This is a genomic window from Microcystis viridis FACHB-1342, from assembly GCF_014698335.1.
In the GTDB taxonomy this organism is placed as follows: Bacteria; Cyanobacteriota; Cyanobacteriia; order Cyanobacteriales; family Microcystaceae; genus Microcystis; species Microcystis ichthyoblabe_A.
This window is the reverse complement of the sequence record NZ_JACJSV010000013.1, coordinates 38748-63482: the sequence shown is the minus strand read 5'-3', so window position 1 is coordinate 63482 and position 24735 is coordinate 38748. Positions and strand designations below refer to the sequence as shown.

Below are 24735 nucleotides of genomic sequence, written 5' to 3'. Positions count from 1 at the left end.
AATCAGAATAGTTACGAACTCGACCCATTTGTCCGAGTTTGGCTTAACACTTGAGATGGCAAATTCTACTCAAATATTGTCCTCAAAACAAGGAAAAAAATGCCGAAAACTCAAAGCGATAAAATCGCTCATCCTATAGCCGTTGTCGGAATGGGTTGCCATTACCCTGGTGCCAACCAATTAAGCGAACTTTGGGAGAATATTTTGGCGCGTCGTTGTCAATTTCGCCAGTTTCCCGATCAACGTTTACCACTCTCGGAATATTATGATCCCGATCCCGCCACTCCCGATAAAACCTACGGAACACGCGGGGCCTTCATTGATGGCTTTCAATTCGACTGGATTAATCGTCGAGTTCCCAAAAAAACGGTCGATGGAACCGACATCGTGCATTGGTTAGCCTTAGAAGTGGCCAACAAAGCGATCGAAGATGCTGGGTATCGTCGAGATACCGTTCCCACCCAGAAAACTGGAGTCATTCTCGGCAATTCCTTAACTGGAGAACATACTCGCTCGAATGTGATGCGGTTACGTTGGCCCTACGTACGAAGAGCCTTGCGGGCTGCTGCCGAAGTCAAAGGACTGTCTGGAACAATTGTGGAAGAACTTCTCGAAACAATGGAGAAATTCTATAAATCCGTTTTCCCACCCATTACCGAAGATACCCTAGCTGGGGGACTGTCCAACACCATAGCCGGACGAATCTGTAACTTTTTTAATTTTGACGGTGGTGGTTATACCGTCGATGGCGCTTGTTCCTCCTCCCTAATCGCCGTTGTCACTGCCGCCAACGCTTTAAGTAATGGCGATTTAGACATGGCCTTAGCCGGTGGCATTGATATCAGTCTCGATACCTTTGAATTAATTGGTTTCGCCAAAACCGGCGCACTGACGGCTCAGGATATGAAAGTGTATGATCGCCGAGCCAGTGGTTTTGTTCCAGGAGAAGGATGTGGTTTTGTTGTCCTCAAACGCTTAGCGGACGCACAGGCCGATGGCGACTACATTTATGCCCTGTTGGACGGCTGGGCGTTGTCCTCCGACGGCAAAGGAGGCATTACCGCACCCTCTAAGGTGGGACAGTCCAAAGCCCTATTAAGAGCTTACGAAAAAGCCGGTTATAGTCCCCAGTCTCTTCATTTTATTGAAGGACATGGAACCGGAACCCCCGTAGGTGATCGGGCTGAAATTGAAGGGGTAGCCCTAGCCATGAACGCCTCGAAACCTGCCCCCCCTCGTTCCTGTGGCATGACTTCTTTTAAATCCCTAGTTGGTCATACGAAAGCAGCGGCCGGGATCGGGGGTTTCATTAAAGCGGTCATGGCGGTTAATCAGCGGATCGTTCCCCCTACCGTTAACTGTCAAGAACCGAATCCCGTTTTCGAGGAGAGCGCCCAATGTTTATATCCAGTGCAACTAGGGGAAATCTACCCGGAAACGGAGATTTTACGGGCGGGAGTGTCGGCGATGGGTTTTGGAGGCATTAACTCCCATGTGACCCTTTCTTCTGGTGATGCACCCTCCCCCCGGTTAAAACCCAGTTTAGACCAGCGTTCGCTTTTAGTCTCCAACCAAGATAGCGAAATCTTTGTCTTCGGGGCTAATTCTCTTGCCCAACTGCTAGAATATCTGCAAATTTTCTCAGAACAAGCCAAAGGGATGAGTTTAGCAGATATGGTGGATTTAGCAGCGCAGAATGCTCAAACATTGTCCCCTCAGACTTCAATTCGCGCCGCCATTGTGGCAGAAAACCCCAGAGAATTACTGGAGCGCTTGGAGCATTTAATCAACATTCTTCACTCTCAACCCCCAGCCGCGGGAGAAACATATATATCCCAGCGAAAAGACATCTGGCTCGCCCATCAAGTGCAGCGTTCTCGAGTAGCTTTTCTCTTTCCAGGACAAGGTTCACAAAAGCTGAACATGGCCCGGACTTTGGTGGAGCGATATTCTTGGGCAAGAGAGTTAGTGCAACAGGCAGATTTATGGCTGATTGAATCTGGTTTTGAACCGATTAGTCCATTAATTTACCGTCCTCTTGACCGCGCTGTTAACCAACAACAAGTAGAACAATGGTTTAACGCTCTCACCGATGTTGCACCGCAAGCAATCTGCTTGACTTCACTACTGTGGAAGCATTACCTGAAACGACTTGGACTGGAACCAGTGGCACTAGGGGGTCATAGTTTGGGCGAATTGACTGCTTTTGAAGCGGCTGGTGCTTATGATGAAAAAACCCTCCTTTGCTTTGCCGCAATGCGGGGAAAAGCAATGACAGTTAAGGGCGATTCTATCGGGACAATGGCGAGTTTAGCTTGCTCGGATGCCACCGCGCAAAAGCTCTTACAAGGGATTTCTGGTTATGTAACCGTTGCTAATATCAATAGTCCTCAACAGACGGTTATTTCTGGAGAAAAAACCAGTGTTGCTGCTGTTTGTGACCTGGCATTAGCCCAAGAAATTCAAGTCCGCCAACTTCCGGTAGCAAATGCTTTTCACTCCCAAATGGTGGCGAAAGCAGCTGAATATTTGCGAAAAGAAGCTCCCATTCCTGAGATTTTAGAACAGGTTTCTCTGCCTCTATTTACCAGTGTCAACGGCCAGATAGTTAATTCAGGACTCAACTTAAAAGAACACTTTGCTCATCAGATTGTTGCTCAGGTAAATTTTGTTTCTCTGGTCGAAAATCTGAAGAATAAATGTGACTTGATAGTTGAAGTTGGAACGGGAAAAGTGCTTTCTGGTTTAGTAGGAGCAATAGTTCCTTCTCCCCTCTGTTTTCCCCTAGAGTCAAAACCGGGTATCGCTCGCGATTTGAATACTTTTTTAGCCGCTTACTTTGTGCAAGGAGGTGAAGTCAACTGGCAAGCGTTGTATGAACAACGACTGGTTCGTCCTTTTGTCCCGGCTGCTGAGCGTCTGTTTGTTGATAATCCCTGCGAACGATCTTTTCCGGTATCTCTTGAAGAAATTGAGTCGAGTTCTGCCTTCTCTTGGAGAGAAATACAACAGTCATCACCAAATACGGCTCTCGCTCATTCCTCGAATTTTTCCCAACCAGAAAGTCTTTTTGCAGATGATGAACTAACAACAGTCTTAGCAAATTACCTGCTGGAACGTGGTTCTTTTCTCTCTGAGTTAATCAGTGCCGATATCCAAAGCTTACCCTTTGTAAACACTCACAATGCCTAGAGGACATTATGACTTATTCTTCTGACTCCAAACAAGCAGTTGGCAATCAAGAGATTGTTAAACTTCTCTCCCATTACTTCTCTAACCGAAGCCAGTTTTTGTCCCAAGTTATCAAAGCAGATCTTCAGTCTTATATTTTGCTTAAAAGTCCAGCAACTAATCTGATTCCCTTTCAGAGCAGTGTTCAGGTAAATAGCACTGTTAATAGTAATGGTCATAGCACTGTTAATAGTAATGGTCATAGCACTGTTAATAGTAATGGTCATAGCACTGTTAATAGTAATGGTCATAGCACTGTTAATAGTAATGGTCATAGCACTGTTAATAGTAATGGTCATAGCACTGTTAATAGTAATGGTCATAGCACTGTTAATAGTAATGGTCATAGCACTGTTGATAGTAATGGTCATAGCAATGGCAATAGCAAGCGAATCCCAGAAACAACAGTAATCCAAACCAATTTAACTGTTGAAAAACGTTTAATTGAGTTAGTTGCCGAAAAAACTGGCTATCCAGTAGCCAGCATTAATCTTGATGCCAAACTACTAGATGATTTGAATTTAGATTCCATCAAAGCTGGCGAGTTAGTAGCGACAGCCGCCAAAACCTTTGGTGTGAGCGGAAAAATTGATCCTTCTGCTTTAGCTAATGCTACTTTGCAAGAAGTAAAACAGGCTATTGATGCCGTTGTTTCTGTGGAAATGCTAACGGAAGTTCCTGAGCAAATAGAAGTTACGCCTCTGGTTTTGCCGCCTTCAGATTCCCTTGATATTACCCAAAAATTACTGGAATTAGTCGAAGAAAAGACTGGGTTTCCTAAAGATACCCTCAGCCTCGATTTGCGTCTTCTTGATGATTTAAACCTCGATTCTATTAAAGCAGCCGAGCTAGTTGCTACAGCAGTCAAACAAGTGGGAGCAACGGGAAAACTAGATCCCTCAGCCTTAGCGAATGGAACTTTAGCGGATGTCATTGCGGCGCTGGAGAAGGTATCAAACCAACCCTCTGTCAAAACTGCCGCTTCAGAGAAAACACCAGTGCTGCAAGGGAGCCAAAATAATCCTCCCCCGGAAAGCAACTGGGTCCGTAACTACGCCATTGAGTATGTGCCTCAACCTCTGACTCCTCCGACAATTGCCACTGATTGGTCACAAGCTCAAGTCTTAATTGTCTCTGATGCTGCCACATCGATTGCTAAAATTCTTACCAAGCAATTAGAGCAATTGGGCGCTCAAGTCCAACAAAAGACCTACGCCGAAATCGCAGCGGCAGAACCCGCCAGTATCGGTTCATTCTCCCACTATCTAGGGATTTTACCCGGTGTTTCCCCCTTGCCATCGGAATTACCCCTCGCCGCCATGGTAACTCGCCTCAGCAGCGTTGCTACCATTAGCCACGCCAATCCCTCGGCAACTTTAGCTTATGTTCAATTTGGTGGGGGGCGTTTTGGCACCAGCGAGGGAGAATACCATCCCGCAGTCGCTTCAGCCGCGGCCTTTGCCCGCAGTGTTCATCTAGAGCGCCAAGAAGCACGAGTCCGGGTAATCGACCTAGCGGCAGCAATTGAACCAACCCAGGCCGGTAAATTAGTAATTCAGGAACTAGCCGGAGATGAGGGGATTACAACCGTTGGCTATGATGCGAGACAAGTAAGGCTAATCCCCCAAGCTCAGTTACAGCAGCCGATTGATTATACGCCCCGTTCCCTCACCTGGTCGGCCTCAGACGTAATTCTGGTGACAGGTGGAGCCAAGGGAATTACCGCCGAATGCGCTCTCGCTTTAGGACAAGAAACGGGAGTGAAAATGGCTTTGGTGGGGCGAGCAGCAGTGCCAGCAGCCGGAGATAGCAACAGCGAAATTGCCCAAACTCTCAAGCGCTTAGCAGCCCAAGGACTCACCGGTGCTTACTATCGCTGCAATATTGCCGACCCTACCGAGGTTCAGCAGTTAGTTGACCAAGTGACCCAGGAATTAGGACCCATCACGGGAGTAATTCACGGAGCCGGACTCAATCAACCCCGTCGCGTCGAACAAGTTAGACCCCAAGATGCTCAAACAGAAGTCTCACCCAAACTTTTGGGAGCTTACAACTTATTGCAGGCATTAGCCTCTAACCCACCCAAGCTCTTTATCGCTTTTAGTTCGATTATCGGCGTTACCGGAATGCCTGGTAATGCTTGGTATGCCTTTGCCAATGAATCCCTGTCGTTGCTGTTACAACAGTACCAACGGCAACACCCCCAAACCCAGGTGCTGGCGCTTGCTTATAGCGTTTGGGATGAAATCGGCATGGGAGCGCGTCTTGGCAGTGTCAAGCATCTAGAGCGCATGGGGATCAAGGCGATTTCTCCCCGTGAAGGAGTAAGCCGCTTTCTCCAGCTTTTCCAAACCGCACCAAGCACCTCACAGGTAGTGATTACCGCTCGTTTAGGTGGCTTAGATACCTGGTTACCAACCCCCTTACCCGCTCCCACCGGACTGCGCTTTATCGAAAATGTCCAATATGTGGAACCACAGGTAGCCTTGACTGTGCGGACTCATCTGAGTTTAGAGAAGGATCTCTATGTCAAGGATCACCTTTGGCGCGGTTCTTATTTATTCCCCACCGTGTTTGGGTTATGTGCCATGGCCCAAGCTGTAGCTTACCTGACAGGGACCTCAAACCCGCCAATTGTTCGCCTGGAAGATATTTCTCTGCGACGACCAATAGTCGTTAATCCAGAGACTGGGGTTGAGATTCAAATTGAAGCAGAAATTGCCGAGGCTACCAGCAATGGGGAACGTCGAGTTAAAGTGGGTATTTATACCGAGCAAACGGGCTTTTCTCTGGCTCATTTTTCTGCCAATCTCATTCTCGGAGAGTTGACTTCTGCTTTTCAGGAAAAACCCGAATTAGGCCAACCTCTCCCAATCGCTCCCAAAACCGATCTCTACGGGGATTTACTCTTCCAGGGAGAACGTTTTCAACGCCTGGGTGAAATTTACACCCTTAGTGAAAAACAGAGTGTCTTCCGTTCCCACGCTCAACTTTCTGGAGAAGATTTATCCAATCAAAGCTTTAGCAAAGGATTGAATCAGTCTTTAATCCTCGGCGATCCCTATTTTCGCGATGTCTTGCTCCAATCGGTACAGTTGACCATTCCCCAAGATATCTGTTTACCCGTGGAAATTGCCAAGATTGAGCGATTTAAACCGGCCAGCAGCGATCAAGGTCGCCGCCTTGTCACCGTTAACCTATTGGCGCGGGAAGATCGGGAGTATATTAGTGAAGTGATTGCTACCGATGAGCAGGGGAACCTAATTGAACGCTTGAGTGGATATCGCCTACGGATTCTCGAAGAACACCCAGAAAATCCGACGGCGGCTGAGTTAGTTAATCCTGAAATTCGCGATCGCCAACACCTGCGACAAGTGTTACAGACAACTTGCCAGGGATTAGAGATTCCACCGCCTACCGTTGCGCTTGGTTATGCGCCTAACCTGCAAGGGAAATCCTTAGAACAGCGCCGCCAACAGGAAAAACCCATTGTAGAACGCGCGCTGAAAACTAAGCTAGGACTCAAACCCGAGCAAAAACTTGTTTTCGAGCTTGAGTCTCTCCCCTCTGGTAAGCCTCAACTGAGCGGGACACAAGTTTCTGGGTTAAATGTTTCTTTATCTCACTGCGATCGCTATTGTCTCTGCACTGTGGCTGAAACTCCCCAAGGTTGTGATATCGAAGCAATTACCCCTCGCAGCACCGAGGACTGGGTCGCCCTCTTAAGTGATCGCCGCAGTCAACTGATGGAGCAATTAGTGCGCCAAGGAGACACCCAAGAGCGGGCCGGTATGAGGATTTGGTCAGCCACAGAAGCAGTTCGCAAAGCTTTTAATGGTAGTGATCCGCAATTTTGTCTAGTGGCGAAACAGGGAGATGGGGTCTTGTTATCCACCTCAACCCCGGAGGGTGAGTCTCAAGTGCTGACTGTCCCTGTCAAGTTAACCCGTCCACCGGAACGGATGGTGGCAATTGTGGTTTCCCACATCCCAGTGTCTGTCCCCACAGAAGCTAATTTCCAGTCTCCTCAAGCAACGGAAGCGGCGATTATCCCAGCGACGCCTGGGAAAATTGACAGCCATAGCTCTCGCTACACCCATGATGGCCCGCAAGGACAATTAGTCTATGAGCAACGCTATCAAGTCAGTTTCAAAGATAGTGGTAGCATTAGCCGTCATGTTTACTTTGCCCAATATTTTCGCTGGATTGGCAAAATTCGGGAATTGCCGATGGAAAGTATTGCCCAGCAAATGTTAGCCGACTTCTTAACCGGAGATTGGGGCATGGTTACCAATTCCGTTAGCCTGCGAGTTGTGGGAGAAGCCACCTCCTATGATGTGATTCAAGCGCGAGCCTGGGTGGGCAATATTGTCGGCTCTTCCTTTGAGACTTACATCGAGTTTTGTAAGGTACTGCCCGATAATTCCCTAGAGCGTCTGGCGATTGCCGAAGTTAAAGCCACTTGGGTGCGGTTAGTCAGCTATGGAGTTCCTGCTCCCATGCCTTTCCCGCCCTATCTCCAAGACTATTTGGCTCGCTTTGCCGCTGACAAACCCGCCAGCCTTGATTTAAAACACCCAGAAACCCTGCCTCTGGCTCCCCTACCCGCCAGCCTTGCTTCCCTCAAGCCGGGGGCTGTCATTGATGACATTCCACAACAAGAAAGCCGCTATGGACGGTTATTGCGGTCTGAGGTCTTCCAAACCACCCTGGAAGAATCGAATTTGGTCGGTAATGTTTACTACGGCAATTATTTCATCTGGCAAGGACGCATTCTCGACCTGTTTCTTTACTCAGTTGCTCCCGAATATTTGCGGATTTCTAATCCCTGTGGGGAAATGGTCTGTCTCTATACCCGCATGGACTATCTACGCGAAGCGATGCCTTTTGACCGCATTCGCACCCTTCTCTATGTGCGTTCAGTGTCCGAGTGTGGCGCATCCTTCAACTTTGAGTTCTTCCGGGAACAGCCTGATGGCACTTTGGAAAAACTCCATGTCGGTCAACAAGATGTGGCTTGGGTGGAGCGGCGAAAAGATGGAACGGCTGTAGCCGCACCCTGGCCCGAGGCGGTGAAGCAATCTTTAGTCGCAAGGGCGACCACCAGGGAAGCCGCTCTGTTAATGGTCTAGAAAAACCTGCTCTCTAGGATGGGGGGGAAACCCATCCTCAGACCAACCTACTGACTAGATTCTGCTTTCTCACTTTTCTCTATCTATCTGCCCAGGAAAATTTGTCATGTACAAGCCGAATAAATCATTGAGAAGCCAACTCCGACTGATCCACATTTTGGCATCACTTCTGTTAGGGATTTTTATCTATTCCCCCTGGCGCAATCATCCAGGAATGCTGATAGCCGTCGGGATTGTTGTCTTTCCCCTCCTAAGCTTCACTGGACTTTGGATGTGGCAAGGGCGACGCATCGAAAAATGGTTAATGGAGAGCCGAACCATACTTTCCTCAGAGGATTCTCCCTCTTAATTGAACTAACTTAACGTAATTCTGGTTCTTCGGTGTGTGTTATGTAATAGACGGGGATTATAAGGCATGAAAACCTTATAAAGAAAGACATTAGGCGATTTTTGTCAATTGTTGTTGATCTAGAAGGAACTAATCAATTAAATCTCTTGCCAGATCAGGATTTAGTCGATTTATGCCCCCCCGATCAAACCGGACCTAGTAACGAAGAACCGTGATTCTCATCCCTTTATCAGGAGAAATTGATCAATGAACACGACTCAAGCTTTGCACTACGATGTTGTAATTATGGGGGCTGGCTTTGCCGGCTTATGTCAAGCGCGACACCTGATGCTCAACATCCCTAATATTCGGGTGGCGCTGATCGATCCTCGTCCCGAAAATCGACCCGATACAGATCTCAAAATTGGCGAATCTACAGTTGAAATAGCCGCCCTACTCATCTGTAAAGAGTTGGGACTGCATGATTACATGATTGAAAATCATCCTCCTAAAGCGGGACTGAACTTCCACTGGCCGAAAAATCTGGCTGAAACTGATTCAATTGACGATTATTATCACGTCTGGATCAATCGTCAACCCCCGATTCCGACTTTTCAGATCAACCGAGCAAAGTTTGAACGGGACTTGCTCAAAATGAATAAGGAAATGGGAGCAATCTTCTACAACGGAAGAGTTGTCGATGTAGATTTAACCGAAGGCGATCAACTCAAAACCGTCACAGTCAAATTAGAGGATACAACCATAGAAATAACAGCCAAGCACATTGTTGATGCGGCTGGTCGCCGATTTATTATAGGCAAAAAAACCGACAATCTCATTTTTGGTTCAGACCAACTTTTAGGAGTTAATAATGGCTCCGCTTGGGTAAGGATTAAAGATGTAGATCGGACCATTTTCCATAGTGGTTATCATCCAGCAGGAACCACTGTCAGTCATTACTACGCTACCAACCATTACTTTGGCCCTGGTCATTGGTTGTGGATGATTCCCATTGATCGAGATAGTAAAGAACTTTCTCTGGGAGTCATTCACCACCACGATGTCATTCCCGCAGCTACCATAAACACCCAAGAAAAGTTTACTGCTTTTTTGAAAGCCAACCATACGGTTCTCTATAAATTATTGCAAAATAGCGAGTTGGTTGACTTTCATTATTTGCCCCGAGTTGCCCACAAAAGTAAAGTGATGTTTTCGCATGATAACTGGTATGTAGTGGGAGATTCAGCCTGTATTTTTGATGCTTTTTATTCCCTGGGAACGACGATGATTGCCATCGCCGTTGAAAGCATTACCGAAATTATCCGCGCCAAATTGGCAAACGAGGCCAATGCTGAAGAAAAACGGGCTGTTTACAATGACTTCAATCTGGCTTTTTCTGATAGCGTCAACACTTTCATGCAGGAACATCAAAAACAGTTAGGTCATGCCAGTATCATGAGTTGGCGGATTTACTTTGAGTATATGTGGTGGTTCGGCGTTTTAGTTCCTATGTACATCGGTAAATGGCATTTAGATCCAGCTTTTCTCAAACAGTTTACTGGTCCTTTCCGCACTTTTCTCAATGGCTTATTCGTCGATGTCTATCAAGATTGTAACAAATTGGTAGAGCGAGGAGTTAATATGGGTTTGATGGATGCGATTCGAGCCGATCAACTAATCGGCAGTTACTATACCTTTAAACACTTTGAAGACTTCCTAGAAAATAGCAAGCTTGAACCCCAACGCTGTAACATTTTCACCAGCATGAAGAATACCTTTTTCTATGTGGCAATTTGGTATGCAATGTTCCAGTGGAAAGGTTTTGGCTGGCGTGGCCTGTTGAAACCCCGCAATTTAGCTCATTTTAGCTATTTGTTAGCCCAAAGTGGATTATCAGCCCTGGGAGAAATGCGTCATAACTTCTTGACTCGTAGTCTGCCAGATAATAGCGAAATCGAGGAAATGCGCCAAGAATTCAAAGAATATCGCTATCAAGGTAAGTTACAGCCCTGGAGTGCTGAACTTTCTTAAAACTTGGTTCAAATCTCACAGTTTTTTACTCTCTCAAATTCAAGCAATTTGCCAAAAATAACGTCGATTAATTCAGGAGTAAATCAATGCAAATGACTCAAGATAAAGAGTATGATGTGGTCATTATGGGGGCTGGTTTTGCTGGCTTATGTCAAGCGCGACACCTGATGCTCAAGATTCCCAATATCAAAGTTGCTCTAGTGGATCCTCGTCCCGAACAACGCACAGATAAGGACTTAAAAATTGGCGAGTCCACCATTGAAATTGCCGCTCTTTTTCTCGCTAAAGAATTGGGACTACATGATTACCTAATTGAAAATCATGCTCCCAAACAAGGGCTTAACTTTCACTGGCCCAAAAATCCAGCAAAAACTGAAACAATCGACGACTACTATCATGCTGGCTCGAACCGACAAGTTCCCATTCCCTCTTTTCAAATCAACCGCTCCAAGTTTGAACAAGACTTGCTAAAAATGGATAAAGCCATGGGAATCAACTTCTATAACGGGCAAGTTGTTGATGTTGATTTAACTCCTGGCGATGCCATTAAAACAGTTAAAATCAAGGTAGGCGATGAAAGAATGGAACTGCAAGCCAAACACGTTATCGATGCAGCAGGACGGAAATTTATCATCGGACGCAAGACTGACAACCTCCTATTTGGTCCAGAAAACTTAATGGGATTAAACACGGGTTCTGCCTGGGTGCGAGTCAAAAATGTAGATCGTACCATCTTTCACAGTGGCTACGATCCTCTTAATGCCTCAACCAGCCATTATTACTCGACTAATCACTATTTTGGCGAAGGACATTGGCTGTGGATGATTCCGATTGACACCCAAACAATGGAATTATCTATTGGTGTGATTCATCACCATGATGTGATTAATTCTACTCAGGTAAACAGCCAGGAAAAATTCCATGATTTCCTGCGAAATAACCACCAAATTCTTGCCAATATTATTGACAGTGGAGAAGCAGTAGATTTCCACTATTGGCCGAGGATTTCTCACACAAGCAAAACCCTATTTTCTCCCGACAATTGGTATGTCCTTGGCGACGCTGCTTACATCTTCGATGCTTTCTATTCCTACGGAACCACCACGATTGCTTTAGCTATTGAAGGGATAACGGAGATTGTACGGGCCAAACTCGCAGGTGAAGCTGATGCGGAACAAAAACGGGCTGCTTACAATGAGTTTAACTTAGCCTACTCCCGTAGTGTCAACTGTCTCTATCGGGGACACGCCAAACAGTTAGGACAAGCCAGTGTGATGAGTTGGCGCATTTACTTTGAGTATATGTGGTGGTTTGGGGTACAAGTTCCCATGTATGTAGGTAAATGGCATTTGGACCTCACCTATATTCCCATCTTTCTCAAAACTCTAAACAGCAATATTGATGGACTGTTTGCTGATTTAAATGAACAATTTACCGAACTAGCAGACAAGGATGTCAATATTGGCTTGATGGATTGTTACCGGGGCGATCAACTTTTCAAGGGTTATCACACTCTCAAACACTTTGATGACTTCCTGGAAAATACCAAGTTTGAACCGCGGCGGTGTAATGTTTTTGCTGGTTTAAAAGCTACCTGTTTTTATGCCGCCCTCTGGTATGCACTCTTTCAATGGAAAGGATTTGGTATTCAAGGTTGTCTCAATCCCCGCCATATTTACCATTTCTTGCGCCTATTAGGGTTATCAGGACAAGCAACTATCGGCGAGTTAATTTATAAGTTTAAAACCAAAGGACTGCCCGCCAACAGCGAAATTGAAGCGATGCGTCAAGAGTTTAAAACTTATCAATATCAACCAAAACTCCAGCCTTGGCTGGCAGAAGCTACCAATTCTTAAGGATTTTGACTTGCATCAAATTCAACGCTCTTCTCTCAATCATCTGTGAGTGTCAATTACCTCATCAACTATCAAGGAGTTAACCATGAATTATACCATTACTCAATCCCGAGAATACGATGTTGTCATTATGGGAGCAGGCTTTGCTGGACTGTGCCAAGCACGACATCTCATGCTCAACATCCCTAATATTCGGGTGGCACTAATCGATCCCCGTCCCGTTGAACGTACAGACAAAGATTTAAAAATCGGTGAGTCTTTAATCGAAGTTGCCGCTTTATTTCTCTGCAAAGAGTTGGGACTACATGATTATTTAATCGAAAACCACCCCCCCAAATCTGGTCTCAATTTCCACTGGCCAAAAGATCCAGCAAAAACAGAAACCCTTGATGATTATTATCATGTCTGGGCAAACCGTCAAACTCCAGTGGGGTCTTTTCACCTACAACGGGCTAAATTTGAGCAAGATTTACTGGTGATGAATTGTCAGATGGGAGCCGATTTTTACGAGGGACGGGTCAAAGATGTCGCTCTTACTTCAGGGGATGAGCTAAAAACAGTTTATGCCAAAGTTGGCGAGGAAAATATTACCCTTCAAGCCAAGCACGTCATCGATGCCGCAGGCAAGAATTTTATTATTGGACGCAAAACTGATAATGTACTTTCTGGTCCAGAGAATCTCCTGGGACTCAATAATGGTTCAGCGTGGCTGCGGGTGAAAAATATCGACCGCACGATTTTCCACAGTGGCTATCATCCCGAAGGCGCATCTACGAGCCATTATTATGCCACCAATCACTATTTTGGCCAGGGTCACTGGTTGTGGATGATTCCGATTGATAAGCACTCGATGGAACTATCTATTGGCATTATTCACCATCACGATGTTATTCCCGCCCAGAGCATAAATAACCTGGAGAAGTTTTCCAATTTTCTCAAGAGCAATCATACTATTCTCTCTCGATTGATTGAAAGTGGTGAAGTAGTTGATTTTCATTACTGGCCGAAAATTGCCCACAAAAGCAAAGTTCTTTTTTCTCCTGATAACTGGTACGTTATTGGGGATGCTGCCCATATTTTTGATGCTTTTTATTCCTATGGAACGACCATGATCGCTTTTGAGGTAGAAAGTGTTACAGAAATTATCCGTGCTAAATTGGCTGAGGAAGCAGCAGCAGAACAAAAACGATCCGCTTACAATGATTTCAACCTAGCTTATGCTCGTACTGTCAACTGTCTCTACCGAGATCATGCCTATCAACTCGGTCATGCTAGTGTTATGAGTTGGCGGATTTATTTCGAGTATATGTGGTGGTTTGGTGTCCATGTTCCCACCTATATTGGTAAATGGCATCTGGACTTAAATTTTATCCCCCGCTACGTGACAATTGCCGATGGCAATGTTAATGGAATTTTCGCTGATTTATGTCAGGAATTTCATCAATTAGTGTCACAGGGTGCTAATATTGGTTTAATGGATGCCTATCGGGCCGATCAATTGCTGGGTGGTTATGGAACCTTAAAACACTTCGACGATTTCTTAGAAAATACCAAGTTCGAGCCTCGGCGCTGTAATGTTTTTGCCAGCATGAAAGCCGCTTACTTCTACATTGCTATTTGGTATGCTCTCTTTCAATGGAAAGCTTTTGGCATCGCTGGTTGGTTAAATCCGAAACATTGGTATTACTTTGGTCGGATGTTGAAGCTATCGATTCAAGCCACAATCGCCGAAGTAATTTATAAGCGCAAAACCCGAGGAATAGCTGATAACAGCCAAATTGAGAAGATGCGTGAGGAATTCAAAAACTATCACTATCAACCGCAGAAGAAATCGCCTTCTGTTGTTCAAAACGTGGTCGGTGAAAGAGTAACAATTGAGTCTTTTCCTGCTTAGTAGGAGCGAATAGCTGTCACTGGTGTCAACTTAAGCAAAGCCAAACTATAATCTGTCATGACGAGACGGCATTTTTGTCAATCCCCCCCTCGCTATGACATTCAAAAAATCATCATTTTTACTTAATTTGAGACTAATGATCGCTGTTCACCCGTAAAATTCCTGCTCTTAGTTGAGGTAATTATCATGGAATTAGCCACCTTTGTCTCATCCCAATTCATCTTAGAGCCTAATGAATTGCGCCGGGGAATTAACCGCATTGGCTTGAATCTTTCCGAATCAGAATTCAATGCACTCGTGCAGGGGAACTCAGTTGACTTGGAAGGTAGAGGACTGAGTGAAATTGGCTCAATATTTATCATGGCAGCCGCTGTTGCTCCACTTAATTTAGGTAAGCCGAGAACGCTGCTTAAGTTTTCTGATTTACCGACTCTTGTTGAGCCAAACATTCCGCCTGAAAATGCTAGTTGTCCTGGAATTCCGATTTACTGTTGGCTCTCTGACTTAGACAAAAAACGTTGTGTTTATCTCACCTTAACCGATAGTAAACCAGTTCTCCAGATCGGGTCTTAGCAGAGAATTTTATCAGTTAACTAATGAATCATAGGGAAAAAAGATGAAATTTTGGCTACTCGGCGGAATACTTATTACTTTGGTGGCACTACTGGTACTTTTAGGACTGGTTTACCAGCAAGTTGCCACAATTAAAGACCTAAGTAAGTATCCACCACCTGGTCAATTGATAGATGTAGGGGGTTATCGCTTGCATCTCCACTGTAAAAGTCAAGGTAGTCCCACTGTGGTGATGGATTATGGACTAGGGGGAATATCTCCCCTCTGGCATTGGGTTCAATCGGAAGTGGCAAAGTTCACCTCTGTCTGTGTTTACGACCGCGCTGGCTACGGCTGGAGTGAACCCAGTCCCCATCCTCGCACCAGCCTGACTATGGTTCAAGAACTACACACTCTACTAAGAAAAGGGGGAATAGCCGGGCCTTATTTACTGGTGGGTCATTCCTTGGGAGGGTTGAATATGCGCCTGTTTGCCAGCCAGTATCCTTCAGAAGTAGTGGGAGTGGTTTTAGTGGATGCGGTACCGGCAAATGTCTATAGCCGTCTGGGGAATGAATTTAGGAAAAATATGGCAGCAACGCGGCAAATGTTTCGCAGTTTATCCATCATTTCTCGCCTGGGAATCTTGCGCCTCCTGCTTCAACTCAAAGGCAGTGATGTCGCTCCCGAATTTGTCCAAAAATTGCCCCCGTCTGTACAATCTGTTGTTTTAGCAAAGTTCCTACCCCAAAGCTTTAATACTGCCTTAGCCGAAAGCGCATTAATGAAAAAAGATGCTGCATTGGTCAGTAAAACTTCCTTTCCCTCGCACTTACCCTTAGTCGTAATTTCTCACGGACTGAATATGTTTTCCGGGCAAAATGTAGAAGTGTCTGAGTCTATCTGGCGGCAATTACAGGCAGAAACCTCCGAGCTTTCGACTTCGGGAAGCTTACAAATCGCTCACAGCAGTGGTCATAATATTCATATTGATCAACCTGAATTAGTTGTTGATGCAATCAGGAAAATCTTACAACAGACTAACCTCAAGGAGAAGACAAATGAAAAACTCTAAAATTAAAATACTGGCACTTGTTCCAAGCATTATAAGCTTAACAGTTTCCCTATTGCCGGGAGCAATCACTCCCGCCAATGCATCTTCTTTAAACTGTGGTTCAGGGAACAATTGGATTTCTAATTGCTCGAGCCAGATCTATAATTTTTTCAACACAGTTATCGTTAGTGCTAACTTTGGCTTTAGTCCAAATAATTTACCAGATTTTACCGCAATTCTTCAGGGAAACACCCAGATTTTATTAGGAAATCCCGTTGATGCCATTATTGGCGATCCTTTACTGGGTAATGTAGGCAGTGTTGATGGTATTGCCGACGTAGTTCAACTGGAAGTCTTCCACAATATATCTTCAGGTACTACTCCTTTTGTCCCCCTGATTACTGCCTTAGCTGGGGATGGAGTGCCGGATTTAGCTCCGACTCCTCCAGGGTCAACTTTACCCTATGTTTCCCTTTATTCGGCAGGAGCTATCAGCCAAAGAAATGATAATCCCTCATTAGGAGATAGTTTCTTGAAATTCTTTTTAGAAATCCAAGGAACACCGGAAGGGACAATTCGCACCAGAGACCCCGTAACCCTCAATGTCTCCTCACCTTTAACTGGGTTTCCTCCAGAAGGAGCTGGGAGTCAGCTAGAATTTTTCAGTTCTGCCATTACCCCTTTATTTACTCCTGGACCTGATGGAGTGTTTTGGACAGGGGATGAAGTCGAAGTAGCTCGCATTGTTCCTGATGCTAACAATCGGGCAGTGACTCTTTCCCTAACGCCAATTCCTGAGCCTTCTAATACCTTGTCTTGTTTACTATTAGGACTCGGACTCTTCGGGGTTAGTTGTTTACAAAGACTCGGCAAAAACTTTCAGTAACTTGAAATAAAAAGCTTTTAATCGCAAAGGAGAAAATGACATGGCTACTTTTATCGGCACCACTGGCAACGATCTTTTATTCGGCAGCAATGACGATGATATTTTATATGGCAACGGTGGCAACGACTATCTTGATAGTGGACTTGGCAACGACACTTTGGTTACTGGCGATGGCAACGATGCCTTACTTGGGGGCGGCGGTAACGATTTGCTGTTCGGCGGTGGTGGTAATGACTATCTAGGTGGCGGCGATGGCAACGATGATCTACTTGGGGGCGATGGCCGTGATATTCTCCTTGGTGGTAATGGTGATGACGCTCTCAATGGCGGCGATGACAACGACATTCTCAACGGTGATGCTGGCAATGATACTTTAAGTGGAGGTGCTGGCAACGACGGGATTATTGGCGGTTCTGGCGACGATCAGGTAACAGGAGGTGATGGCAACGACGGCATCTGGGGCGGTAGTGGCAATGACGCTCTCTTTGGCGGTTCTGGCAACGATGGCATTATTGGCGATGTTGGCGACGACGTACTCAATGGCGGTGATGGTGACGATGCTCTCTTTGGTGGTTCTGGTAACGACATTCTTTTTGGTGAGGTGGGCAATGATGCTCTCTTTGGTGATAGTGGCAACGATGTATTAATTGGTGGCTTGGGTGGGGACACTCTTGCGGGCGGTACTGGAGCAGATCAATTTGTTTTCAACAGTCCCCAAGATGGCATTGACACTATTACAGATTTCTCGGTTGTTAATGATATTATGATCGTCTCTGCTGCGGGTTTCGCTGACGACCTCATAGCAGATGCTTTGCTGATGCCTGAGCAATTTGTCATTGGTACAGCAGCAGTTGATTCTAATGATAGATTTATCTATAACCGAGCTAACGGCACTTTATTCTTTGATGTCGATGGTGTAGGCGGAATCGCTCAAATTCAGATTGCTAAACTATCATCTGGACTTGATTTGACTAACAATAACATTTTTGTTAGTAATAACTTCGCAGTCTAAGCAGCGGCGTTCAACTTTTTATTTAAAGGCAAAAGTTTATGTTCAATTATCGCGGCAAAACAGCATTAATCACGGGAGCATCATCTGGGATTGGCGAGATATTCGCCCGCGAGCTTGCTAAACGTGGCATGAATCTCATTTTAGTAGCACGAACCGAAGAAAAACTACGCACAATAGCAACCGATCTTTATCAAGTTTACGGTGTCCGCACTGAAGTAATTGTTGTCGATCTAAGTCGTGAAAATGCTGCTCAGGACGTTTTCAGCGCTGTCGAGGAAAAGGCACTTACTGTAGATTTACTTGTTAATAATGCCGGGTTTCTTAACTATGCGCCCTTCGAGCAAATTCCCCTTGAGCAAGATCGCGCACAGGTGATGGTTAACGTAGTGGCTTTAGTTGATTTAACCCATAAATTTATCCCAGGAATGCTGGCTAAAGGGGAAGGAGCGGTAATCAATTTATCCTCTAGTGGAGCCTTTCAGCCCATGCCTTACATGGCCGTTTATGGAGCGAGTAAGGCGTTCGTCCTCTCCTTTAGTGAAGCGCTTTGGGCTGAGTATCGCCATCGAGGACTAAGGGTTTTAGCACTCTGTCCTGGGCCGACAGCAACACGGTCTTTAGTTAATATCTTTGATGATGGGAGTGCCACCTCTCCTCAGCGGGTGGTAGCAGTTGCTCTCAAAGCTCTTGAAGACGGGCGCAATTATGTCATTCCCGGACTAAAAAATTACTGGCTTGCTCACAGCGTTCCTCGCTTAATGCCACGCAGTATAACCGTGCAAATCTTGGAACGAATAACTCGACCGAGAAGAAAAGACCTCAATGAAACCAGATAATTAAAGAGAGTAAAGCTTCTTATGAAATCTCCACTTTTTGTCAAACCAACTAATTGGCTACTTATTACCTGTCTCACCACCGGGACTATGGCAAGTGGCGCTGTAGCGACTTATTCAATTTGGCGCTATCAATCTTTAAAAACAACATCCCCGGCTGTCGCTTCCACTACTCCGAGAAAGCTGAAAGCCGTGGCGGCTTTAGGCTATGTAGAACCGGCGGGAGAAACAATCAAGATTTCTGCTGCTGCTTTTATGGAAGGGTCTCGCATTAATCAACTGTTGGTAAAACGGGGGGACCAGGTTGAAGCTGGACAAGTTTTGGCTATCCTCGACAGTCGGGATAGGCTGCAAGCAGCACTAAAACAAGCACAGGACGAAGTTCGCATCTCTCAATCCCTTTTAACTCAGGTGAAAGCTGGCGCAAAACAGGGGGATATTATTGCCCAAAATGCCAGATTTGAAGGGACTCGCTCCGAATTAGAAGGACAGATTACCACCCAAAGAGCTACTATTGCCAGTTTAACGGCTCAATTACAAGGGGAAAAAATGGCTCAGTATGCCACTATTGAGCGCATTAAAGCTGAGTTTCACAATGCTCAAAAAGATTGTCAGCGTTACCATACTCTATACCAAGAAGGTGCGGTCTCAGAGCAAGAACGCGATCGCTTCTGTCTGATGGCTCAAACTAGCCAAGAAAGTCTGCGAGAAGCCAACGCTAATTTAAGTCGAATTGTCACCACTCTAACCGCAAGAATTGATGAAGCTGAAGCTAATCTTCAGCGCACGGTAGCAACTCTAGATCAGAAAATCAAAGAAAATCAAGCGACCTTAGATGCGGTTGCGGAAGTCCGTCCCGTAGATGTTGAAGTTGCTCAATCCCAATTAATCGCCGCTAAAAGTGCTGTCCAAAAAGCAAAAGCTGATTTAGATTTAGCTTTTGTCAAAGCTCCCAAAGCGGGGCAAATTCTCAAAATTTATACTTGGCCCGGTGAATTAATTGGTGATAAAGGCATCCTCGATCTCGGTCAAACCAGTCAAATGTATGTCACTAGCGAAGTTTACGAAACCGATGTGAGTCGGGTTAAACTAGGACAACGGGCAAAAATTACCACCGATGGATTGATTGGGGAACTAAGGGGAACCGTCGCTGAAATTGGCTTACAAATTGGCAAAAAAGATGTCTTGGGTACCGATCCAGTTGCTGATGCAGATGCGCGAGTGGTGGAAGTCAAAATTCGTCTCGATCCATCTTCTAGTAAGAAAGTGGCTAACTTGACTAATTTACAAGTCAATGTGGTGATCGATACGAACAAAACTAATCTTTAAAAGAGCTATCGAAAAATTATAACCCAATCACAGCCTGCTTTTAGGTTGTGCGCTAACTAAATAGTTCTATATATGAAATGAATACCTATTTAGTTAAATTTCTTATCTAGAAAGACTTTTAGCCTTGAGATAATGTTAGGTCAAAGTCTTAAATAAGGAGTAGTATTTGTCAACAAGTCAGCCGCGAGCAATCTAGAATCTTTAGGAGGAGCAAAAGATGAAAATATTCCACGGGAAGTTACCGACAGCTTGGTTGCAATTACGCTACCAAAAAACCAGGTTACTGGTGGCTCTATCGGGGGTTATTTTTGCGGTTGTAATTGTCTTTATGCAATTGGGGATTCGGGATGCTTTGTTTGATAGTGCTGTTCGGCTTCACCAAGCTCTACAAGGGGACTGTTTTTTAATTAGTCCTCGTACCACTTCACTGATTGGCATGGAAAGTTTTCCTCAACGGCGATTACTCCAAACCTTGGCTTTTGAAGAAGTAGATTTTGTCAGCCCGATTTATTTAGATTTTGCTCAGTGGAAAAACCCTGAAACTCGTAATTATTGGCGTAATATATTCGTGATTGGATTTGATCTTAAACATTTGGCATTTGATTTACCCGGTCTCGCAGAAAATATGGAGCTATTAAAACTTCCCGATCAAGTTTTATTTGATCAAGATTCTCGCTCTGAATTTGGTCCTATTGTTGCTAATTTTAAAAAAAAGGGATCGGTTATTACTGAGGTTAGCAATAAGGGTAACAACCGCAAAATAGAAGTCGCTGGCTTATTTAAACTGGGAACTTCTTTTGGTTCAGATGGTAATTTAATCATGAGCCATTTGAATTTTTTAAGAATTTTTAGCAACCGTTCTTATGGATTAATTAATATTGGCTTAATTCGTCTAAAACCAGGAACTAATATCAATAAATTTATCGAAGATATTCAAGCATATTTACCTAATGATATTAAAGTTTTATCAAAGCAACAGTTGATTCAATTTGAGAAGAATTATTGGCAAAGTAGTACGGCGATTGGTTTCATTTTTAATTTAGGTGTTATCCTGGGAATTATTGTTGGAATTGTCGTTGTCTATCAAATTCTCTATACAAATGTTTCGGAACATCTTTCAGAATACGCCACCCTAAAAGCGATGGGCTATCGTCATAGCTATCTCTTATCAATGGTTTTACAACAGGCTTTTTTAATTGCTGTTCTCGGATATATTCCAGGTTTTTTGATCGCTAATATTCAATATGAGTTTACTAAAAATGCCACCTTATTACCTGTCAATATGTCGCTTGATCGAGCGGTTTTTGTCTTTATCTTAACCTTAGTCATGGCCTTCGTTTCAGGAGCCACTGCTGTTAAAAAATTGCAAGATGCCGATCCAGCCGATATTTTTTAGAAAAAAGAAACAAATATCTATACCTCATCTCAAGGAACAAAGCGGTCTATGGACGTTATTGATATTCAAAACCTCAATCACTATTTCGGTCAAGGAAAGCTGAAAAAACAAGTTCTTTTTCAGATCAACCTAAAAATCATAGCGGGAGAGATCGTTATTTTAACTGGCCCCTCTGGTTCTGGAAAAACAACCTTACTATCCTTAATCGGTGGCCTACGCTCTGTTCAAGAAGGAAGCTTACAGCATTTTGAAAAAGAATTACGGGGGGCTAGTGAAGAACAATTAGTCCAAACCCGCCGTCAAATTGGTTATATTTTTCAAGCCCATAATTTGTTACCCTTTCTAACCGCAAGACAGAATGTACAAATGTCGATCGAGCTTCAGGAACATCTCGGCGGACGGGAAACAGAAGAACGCGCTGCTTTGATATTAGAAAAAGTCGGCTTAGGACATCGGATCGACTATTATCCAGATAGCTTATCCGGGGGACAAAAGCAAAGGGTAGCGATCGCACGAGCTTTGGCCGGTAATCCCCCATTAGTTTTAGCCGATGAACCAACAGCCGCCCTCGATAGTAAAACGGGACGAGACGTGGTAAATTTGATGCAACGTTTAGCCAAAGAACAGCGCCGTACTATTGTACTCGTTACCCACGATAATCGGATTTTAGATATTGCTGATCGCATTGTTCACATGGAAGATGGACGCTTGTGCAGTTGCTAATAGCCATCCAGAGAAAACTCAGAAAAGGCGCTCCTCAGCTTTTCGGCTAAGACTGGGATACCTCCACCGATAGATTCTGACACCAAATCTGTTTTTAATTGAGGAAACAACTTTTTTGTCTTAGCCTTAGTGGGAAGCTATTATATTTTCATGCTTGGCGGTGCCAACTTTGGCATCGAGAAGATTTCCTGAATCCTGAAAATGCAATCCCTAGACTTTACCACCCTCAGTGCCACTTGTGCCGAAATTGCCGCCCCTTGGCTGCCAGCCAGACTAGAACAAGTGTATCAAATTGATCGCCAAACCATCGCCCTCCATTTACGAACCTTCGATCGCAAGGGATGGTTAATTATTTCTTGGCATCCCCAAGGGGCGCGGCTGCATATTGGTGATCCACCGCCGAAAGTCCCTGATACCTTCACTTTCAGCGATCAATTGCGTCATCAACTCAATGGTTTTGCCCTGACAAAATTAGCATTTGTTGCCCCGTGGGAAAGAGTCATTGATCTGCAATTTGCCAAACGTCCCGATGATCCGGCGCTGTGGCATTTGTATATAGAAATTATGGGCAAATATAGCAATGTCATTTTAACTGCGGCTGACAATCAAATTGTCACCGTTGCCCATCAAGTTAATGCTACCCAGTCTAGTGTTCGCACCGTACAAACGGGACAAACCTATCAACTACCCCCCGTTTTATTGGCAACAGAACCCAGTTTAGAAGAATCCTTGAGCAGTTGGCAAACCCGAGTTAGTTTAATCCCTAAAACTATCGAAAAACAGCTAGTTAGTACCTATCGTGGGGTTAGTCCCGTTATCGCTCGATCGCTGTTACAAAAAGCCAAAATTAACCCAAAATTAAACACGGATCAGTTAGATAATAATGATTGGGAAAAGCTCTTTTCGGCCTGGCAAGAATGGTTAAAAATCCTTGAAAATAAAACCTTTCAACCGGGATGGACGAGAGAAGGTTATACAGTTATCGGTGGGGAGATGCTGGCAGCGGCTAAAAATGTCCAAGAATTATTAAACCGTTATTATAGCGACCAAATTAATCAAGAAAACTTTCGACAACTACAGCAAAAATTAAGCCAAAAAGTCATCTCTTTACTGACTAAACTGCAAACTAAAGCGGCAGGATTTCAAACAAGACTAGCAGAATCTGCTCATGCTGATCGCTATAAAGAGCAAGGGGATTTATTAATGGCCAATCTGCAGCAAATACAGCAGGGTATGACTAGCATTACTTTGGCAGATTTCCAGACAGGAAACCCTGTAATTATTCCTCTTGATCCCGAAAGAAATCCCGTACAGAATGCCCAATATTTTTATAAACAACATCAGAAATTAAAAAGAGCGCGGTTAGCGGTGGAACCTTTATTAGAGGAAGTGGTCAGTGAAATTAATTATCTTGAACAGGTGCGATCGAGTTTAAGTCAACTAGAAAATTATAGCAGCAGCGAAGATTTAGAGGCATTAGACGAGATACAAGAAGAATTAATTCAACAGAAGTATCTAGAAAGCAATTACCAGCGTAATCGGGCGAATAACAAAGAATCCGAACCCATGCGCTTTACTACTCCCTCTGGAGTCGAATTATGGATTGGCAGAAATAACCGTCAAAATGATCGGCTAACTTTTCGTAGTGCCAGCGATTACGATATCTGGTTTCATAGCCAAGAAATCCCTGGTAGTCACGTTTTACTCCGTTTAAACCCCGGTACAGTTCCAGAAGCCGCCGATCTGCAATTTGCTGCCGATTACGCCGCTTATTATAGCCGCGCTCGCCATAGTGAACAGGTTCCCGTCGTCTATACCCGTCCCAAATACGTCTATAAACCCAAGGGCGCCAAGCCCGGTATGGTGGTTTACAAACAGGAAACGGTAATCTGGGGCTGTCCTCAGAGGGTTGAAGATTACCGCAAAAAATAATTTTTTACCAAATTGTTTACTTTTTTTTACACAAAATGGGTATTGTCTGTTACAATTTTTACTAGAGAGACAAATGCAGTTCAGGCGCTTGGGAACGCAAGAACTATATTTCCTCAGATTACAACAACAAACAACAGCAAACCAGTGGTAGCAGCCGATAGTCGAGGGAAAGACACAAAAAACCGACTATTTAGGTGATATTAAAGCGACCACTGGTATTTTATCTTAACCTAACCGGTTCTGTAACTCCGTGATCGTCCCCGTCTCACATTTTGTAGTGGTGCAAAATTAATTTCCATCCATCCAGAAGTATAACCTAATACCATTTCTCTAAATGAAAACTACACATCGAATTTAAATCCCCCTTTAAGTTCCCCTTTTTAAGGGGCATTTAGGGGGATTAAACTTCTGTAGTCAGACTTTGGAGAATTGGTATAAATTAGGGCTTGCTGAATAATGGTAAAACCCTTTTTAATCTTTCAATAGGATTAGTTTGATCGAACATTTGGGTACAAACCCTTCCTTTAGTGTAGGGTCGGGCAGCTT

General features: G+C 44.5%; 15 protein-coding genes. All 15 read left to right on the top strand.

Translation table 11 applies throughout. From position 1 onward, the window contains the following. Nucleotides 1-99: 99 nt before the first annotated feature. A complete protein-coding gene (locus tag H6G40_RS06850; protein ID WP_002734202.1) occupies nt 100-3192 on the top strand; it encodes a type I polyketide synthase in 3093 nt (1030 codons plus the stop codon). Between the two features lie 8 nt (nt 3193-3200). Next, complete coding sequence (locus tag H6G40_RS06845; RefSeq protein ID WP_190537447.1) at nt 3201-8363, top strand: SDR family NAD(P)-dependent oxidoreductase; 5163 nt, start codon at nt 3201-3203, stop codon at nt 8361-8363. 157 nt (nt 8364-8520) lie between these two features. Next, nucleotides 8521-8712, top strand: coding sequence for a hypothetical protein (locus H6G40_RS06840; protein WP_002733463.1), 192 nt, complete (start codon nt 8521-8523; stop codon nt 8710-8712). A gap of 246 nt (nt 8713-8958) precedes the next feature. Then, a complete protein-coding gene (locus H6G40_RS06835; RefSeq protein ID WP_069474038.1) occupies nt 8959-10722 on the top strand; it encodes an NAD(P)/FAD-dependent oxidoreductase in 1764 nt (587 codons plus the stop codon). An 86-nt stretch (nt 10723-10808) separates the two neighbouring features. After that, the gene (locus tag H6G40_RS06830) at nt 10809-12578 is read left to right on the top strand and encodes an NAD(P)/FAD-dependent oxidoreductase (protein ID WP_069474039.1); all 1770 of its coding nucleotides are present in this window, start codon (nt 10809-10811) and stop codon (nt 12576-12578) included. A gap of 85 nt (nt 12579-12663) precedes the next feature. Then, on the top strand, nt 12664-14472 hold the full coding sequence (locus H6G40_RS06825) for an NAD(P)/FAD-dependent oxidoreductase (RefSeq protein ID WP_069474040.1): 1809 nt from the start codon (nt 12664-12666) through the stop codon (nt 14470-14472). Nucleotides 14473-14658: 186 nt separating this feature from the next. Then, nucleotides 14659-15045, top strand: a complete 387-nt coding sequence (locus tag H6G40_RS06820) for a hypothetical protein (RefSeq protein WP_002731634.1) — start codon at nt 14659-14661, stop codon at nt 15043-15045. 43 nt (nt 15046-15088) lie between these two features. Continuing rightward, a complete protein-coding gene (locus H6G40_RS06815; protein WP_002733671.1) occupies nt 15089-16099 on the top strand; it encodes an alpha/beta fold hydrolase in 1011 nt (336 codons plus the stop codon). Then, nucleotides 16086-16964: a hypothetical protein gene (locus tag H6G40_RS06810; protein WP_002733077.1), complete on the top strand. Its 879-nt coding sequence runs from the start codon at nt 16086-16088 to the stop codon at nt 16962-16964. Before H6G40_RS06815 ends, H6G40_RS06810 begins: the two co-directional genes overlap by 14 nt. Nucleotides 16965-17004: 40 nt before the next feature. Then, nucleotides 17005-17976 carry a calcium-binding protein gene (locus H6G40_RS06805; protein WP_002734838.1) on the top strand — a complete coding sequence of 324 codons (972 nt, stop codon included), beginning with the start codon at nt 17005-17007 and terminating at the stop codon, nt 17974-17976. A 38-nt stretch (nt 17977-18014) separates the two neighbouring features. After that, nucleotides 18015-18812: an SDR family NAD(P)-dependent oxidoreductase gene (locus tag H6G40_RS06800; protein ID WP_002733374.1), complete on the top strand. Its 798-nt coding sequence runs from the start codon at nt 18015-18017 to the stop codon at nt 18810-18812. A 21-nt stretch (nt 18813-18833) separates the two neighbouring features. Then, complete coding sequence (locus tag H6G40_RS06795; RefSeq protein WP_002734853.1) at nt 18834-20138, top strand: ABC exporter membrane fusion protein; 1305 nt, start codon at nt 18834-18836, stop codon at nt 20136-20138. Between the two features lie 217 nt (nt 20139-20355). Continuing rightward, a complete protein-coding gene (devC, locus tag H6G40_RS06790; RefSeq protein WP_002733284.1) occupies nt 20356-21534 on the top strand; it encodes an ABC transporter permease DevC in 1179 nt (392 codons plus the stop codon). A 48-nt stretch (nt 21535-21582) separates the two neighbouring features. Further along, a complete protein-coding gene (locus H6G40_RS06785; protein WP_002734055.1) occupies nt 21583-22257 on the top strand; it encodes a DevA family ABC transporter ATP-binding protein in 675 nt (224 codons plus the stop codon). Nucleotides 22258-22458: 201 nt separating this feature from the next. After that, nucleotides 22459-24189 carry an Rqc2 family fibronectin-binding protein gene (locus H6G40_RS06780; RefSeq protein WP_069474041.1) on the top strand — a complete coding sequence of 577 codons (1731 nt, stop codon included), beginning with the start codon at nt 22459-22461 and terminating at the stop codon, nt 24187-24189. The last annotated feature ends 546 nt before the right edge of the window (nt 24190-24735 follow it).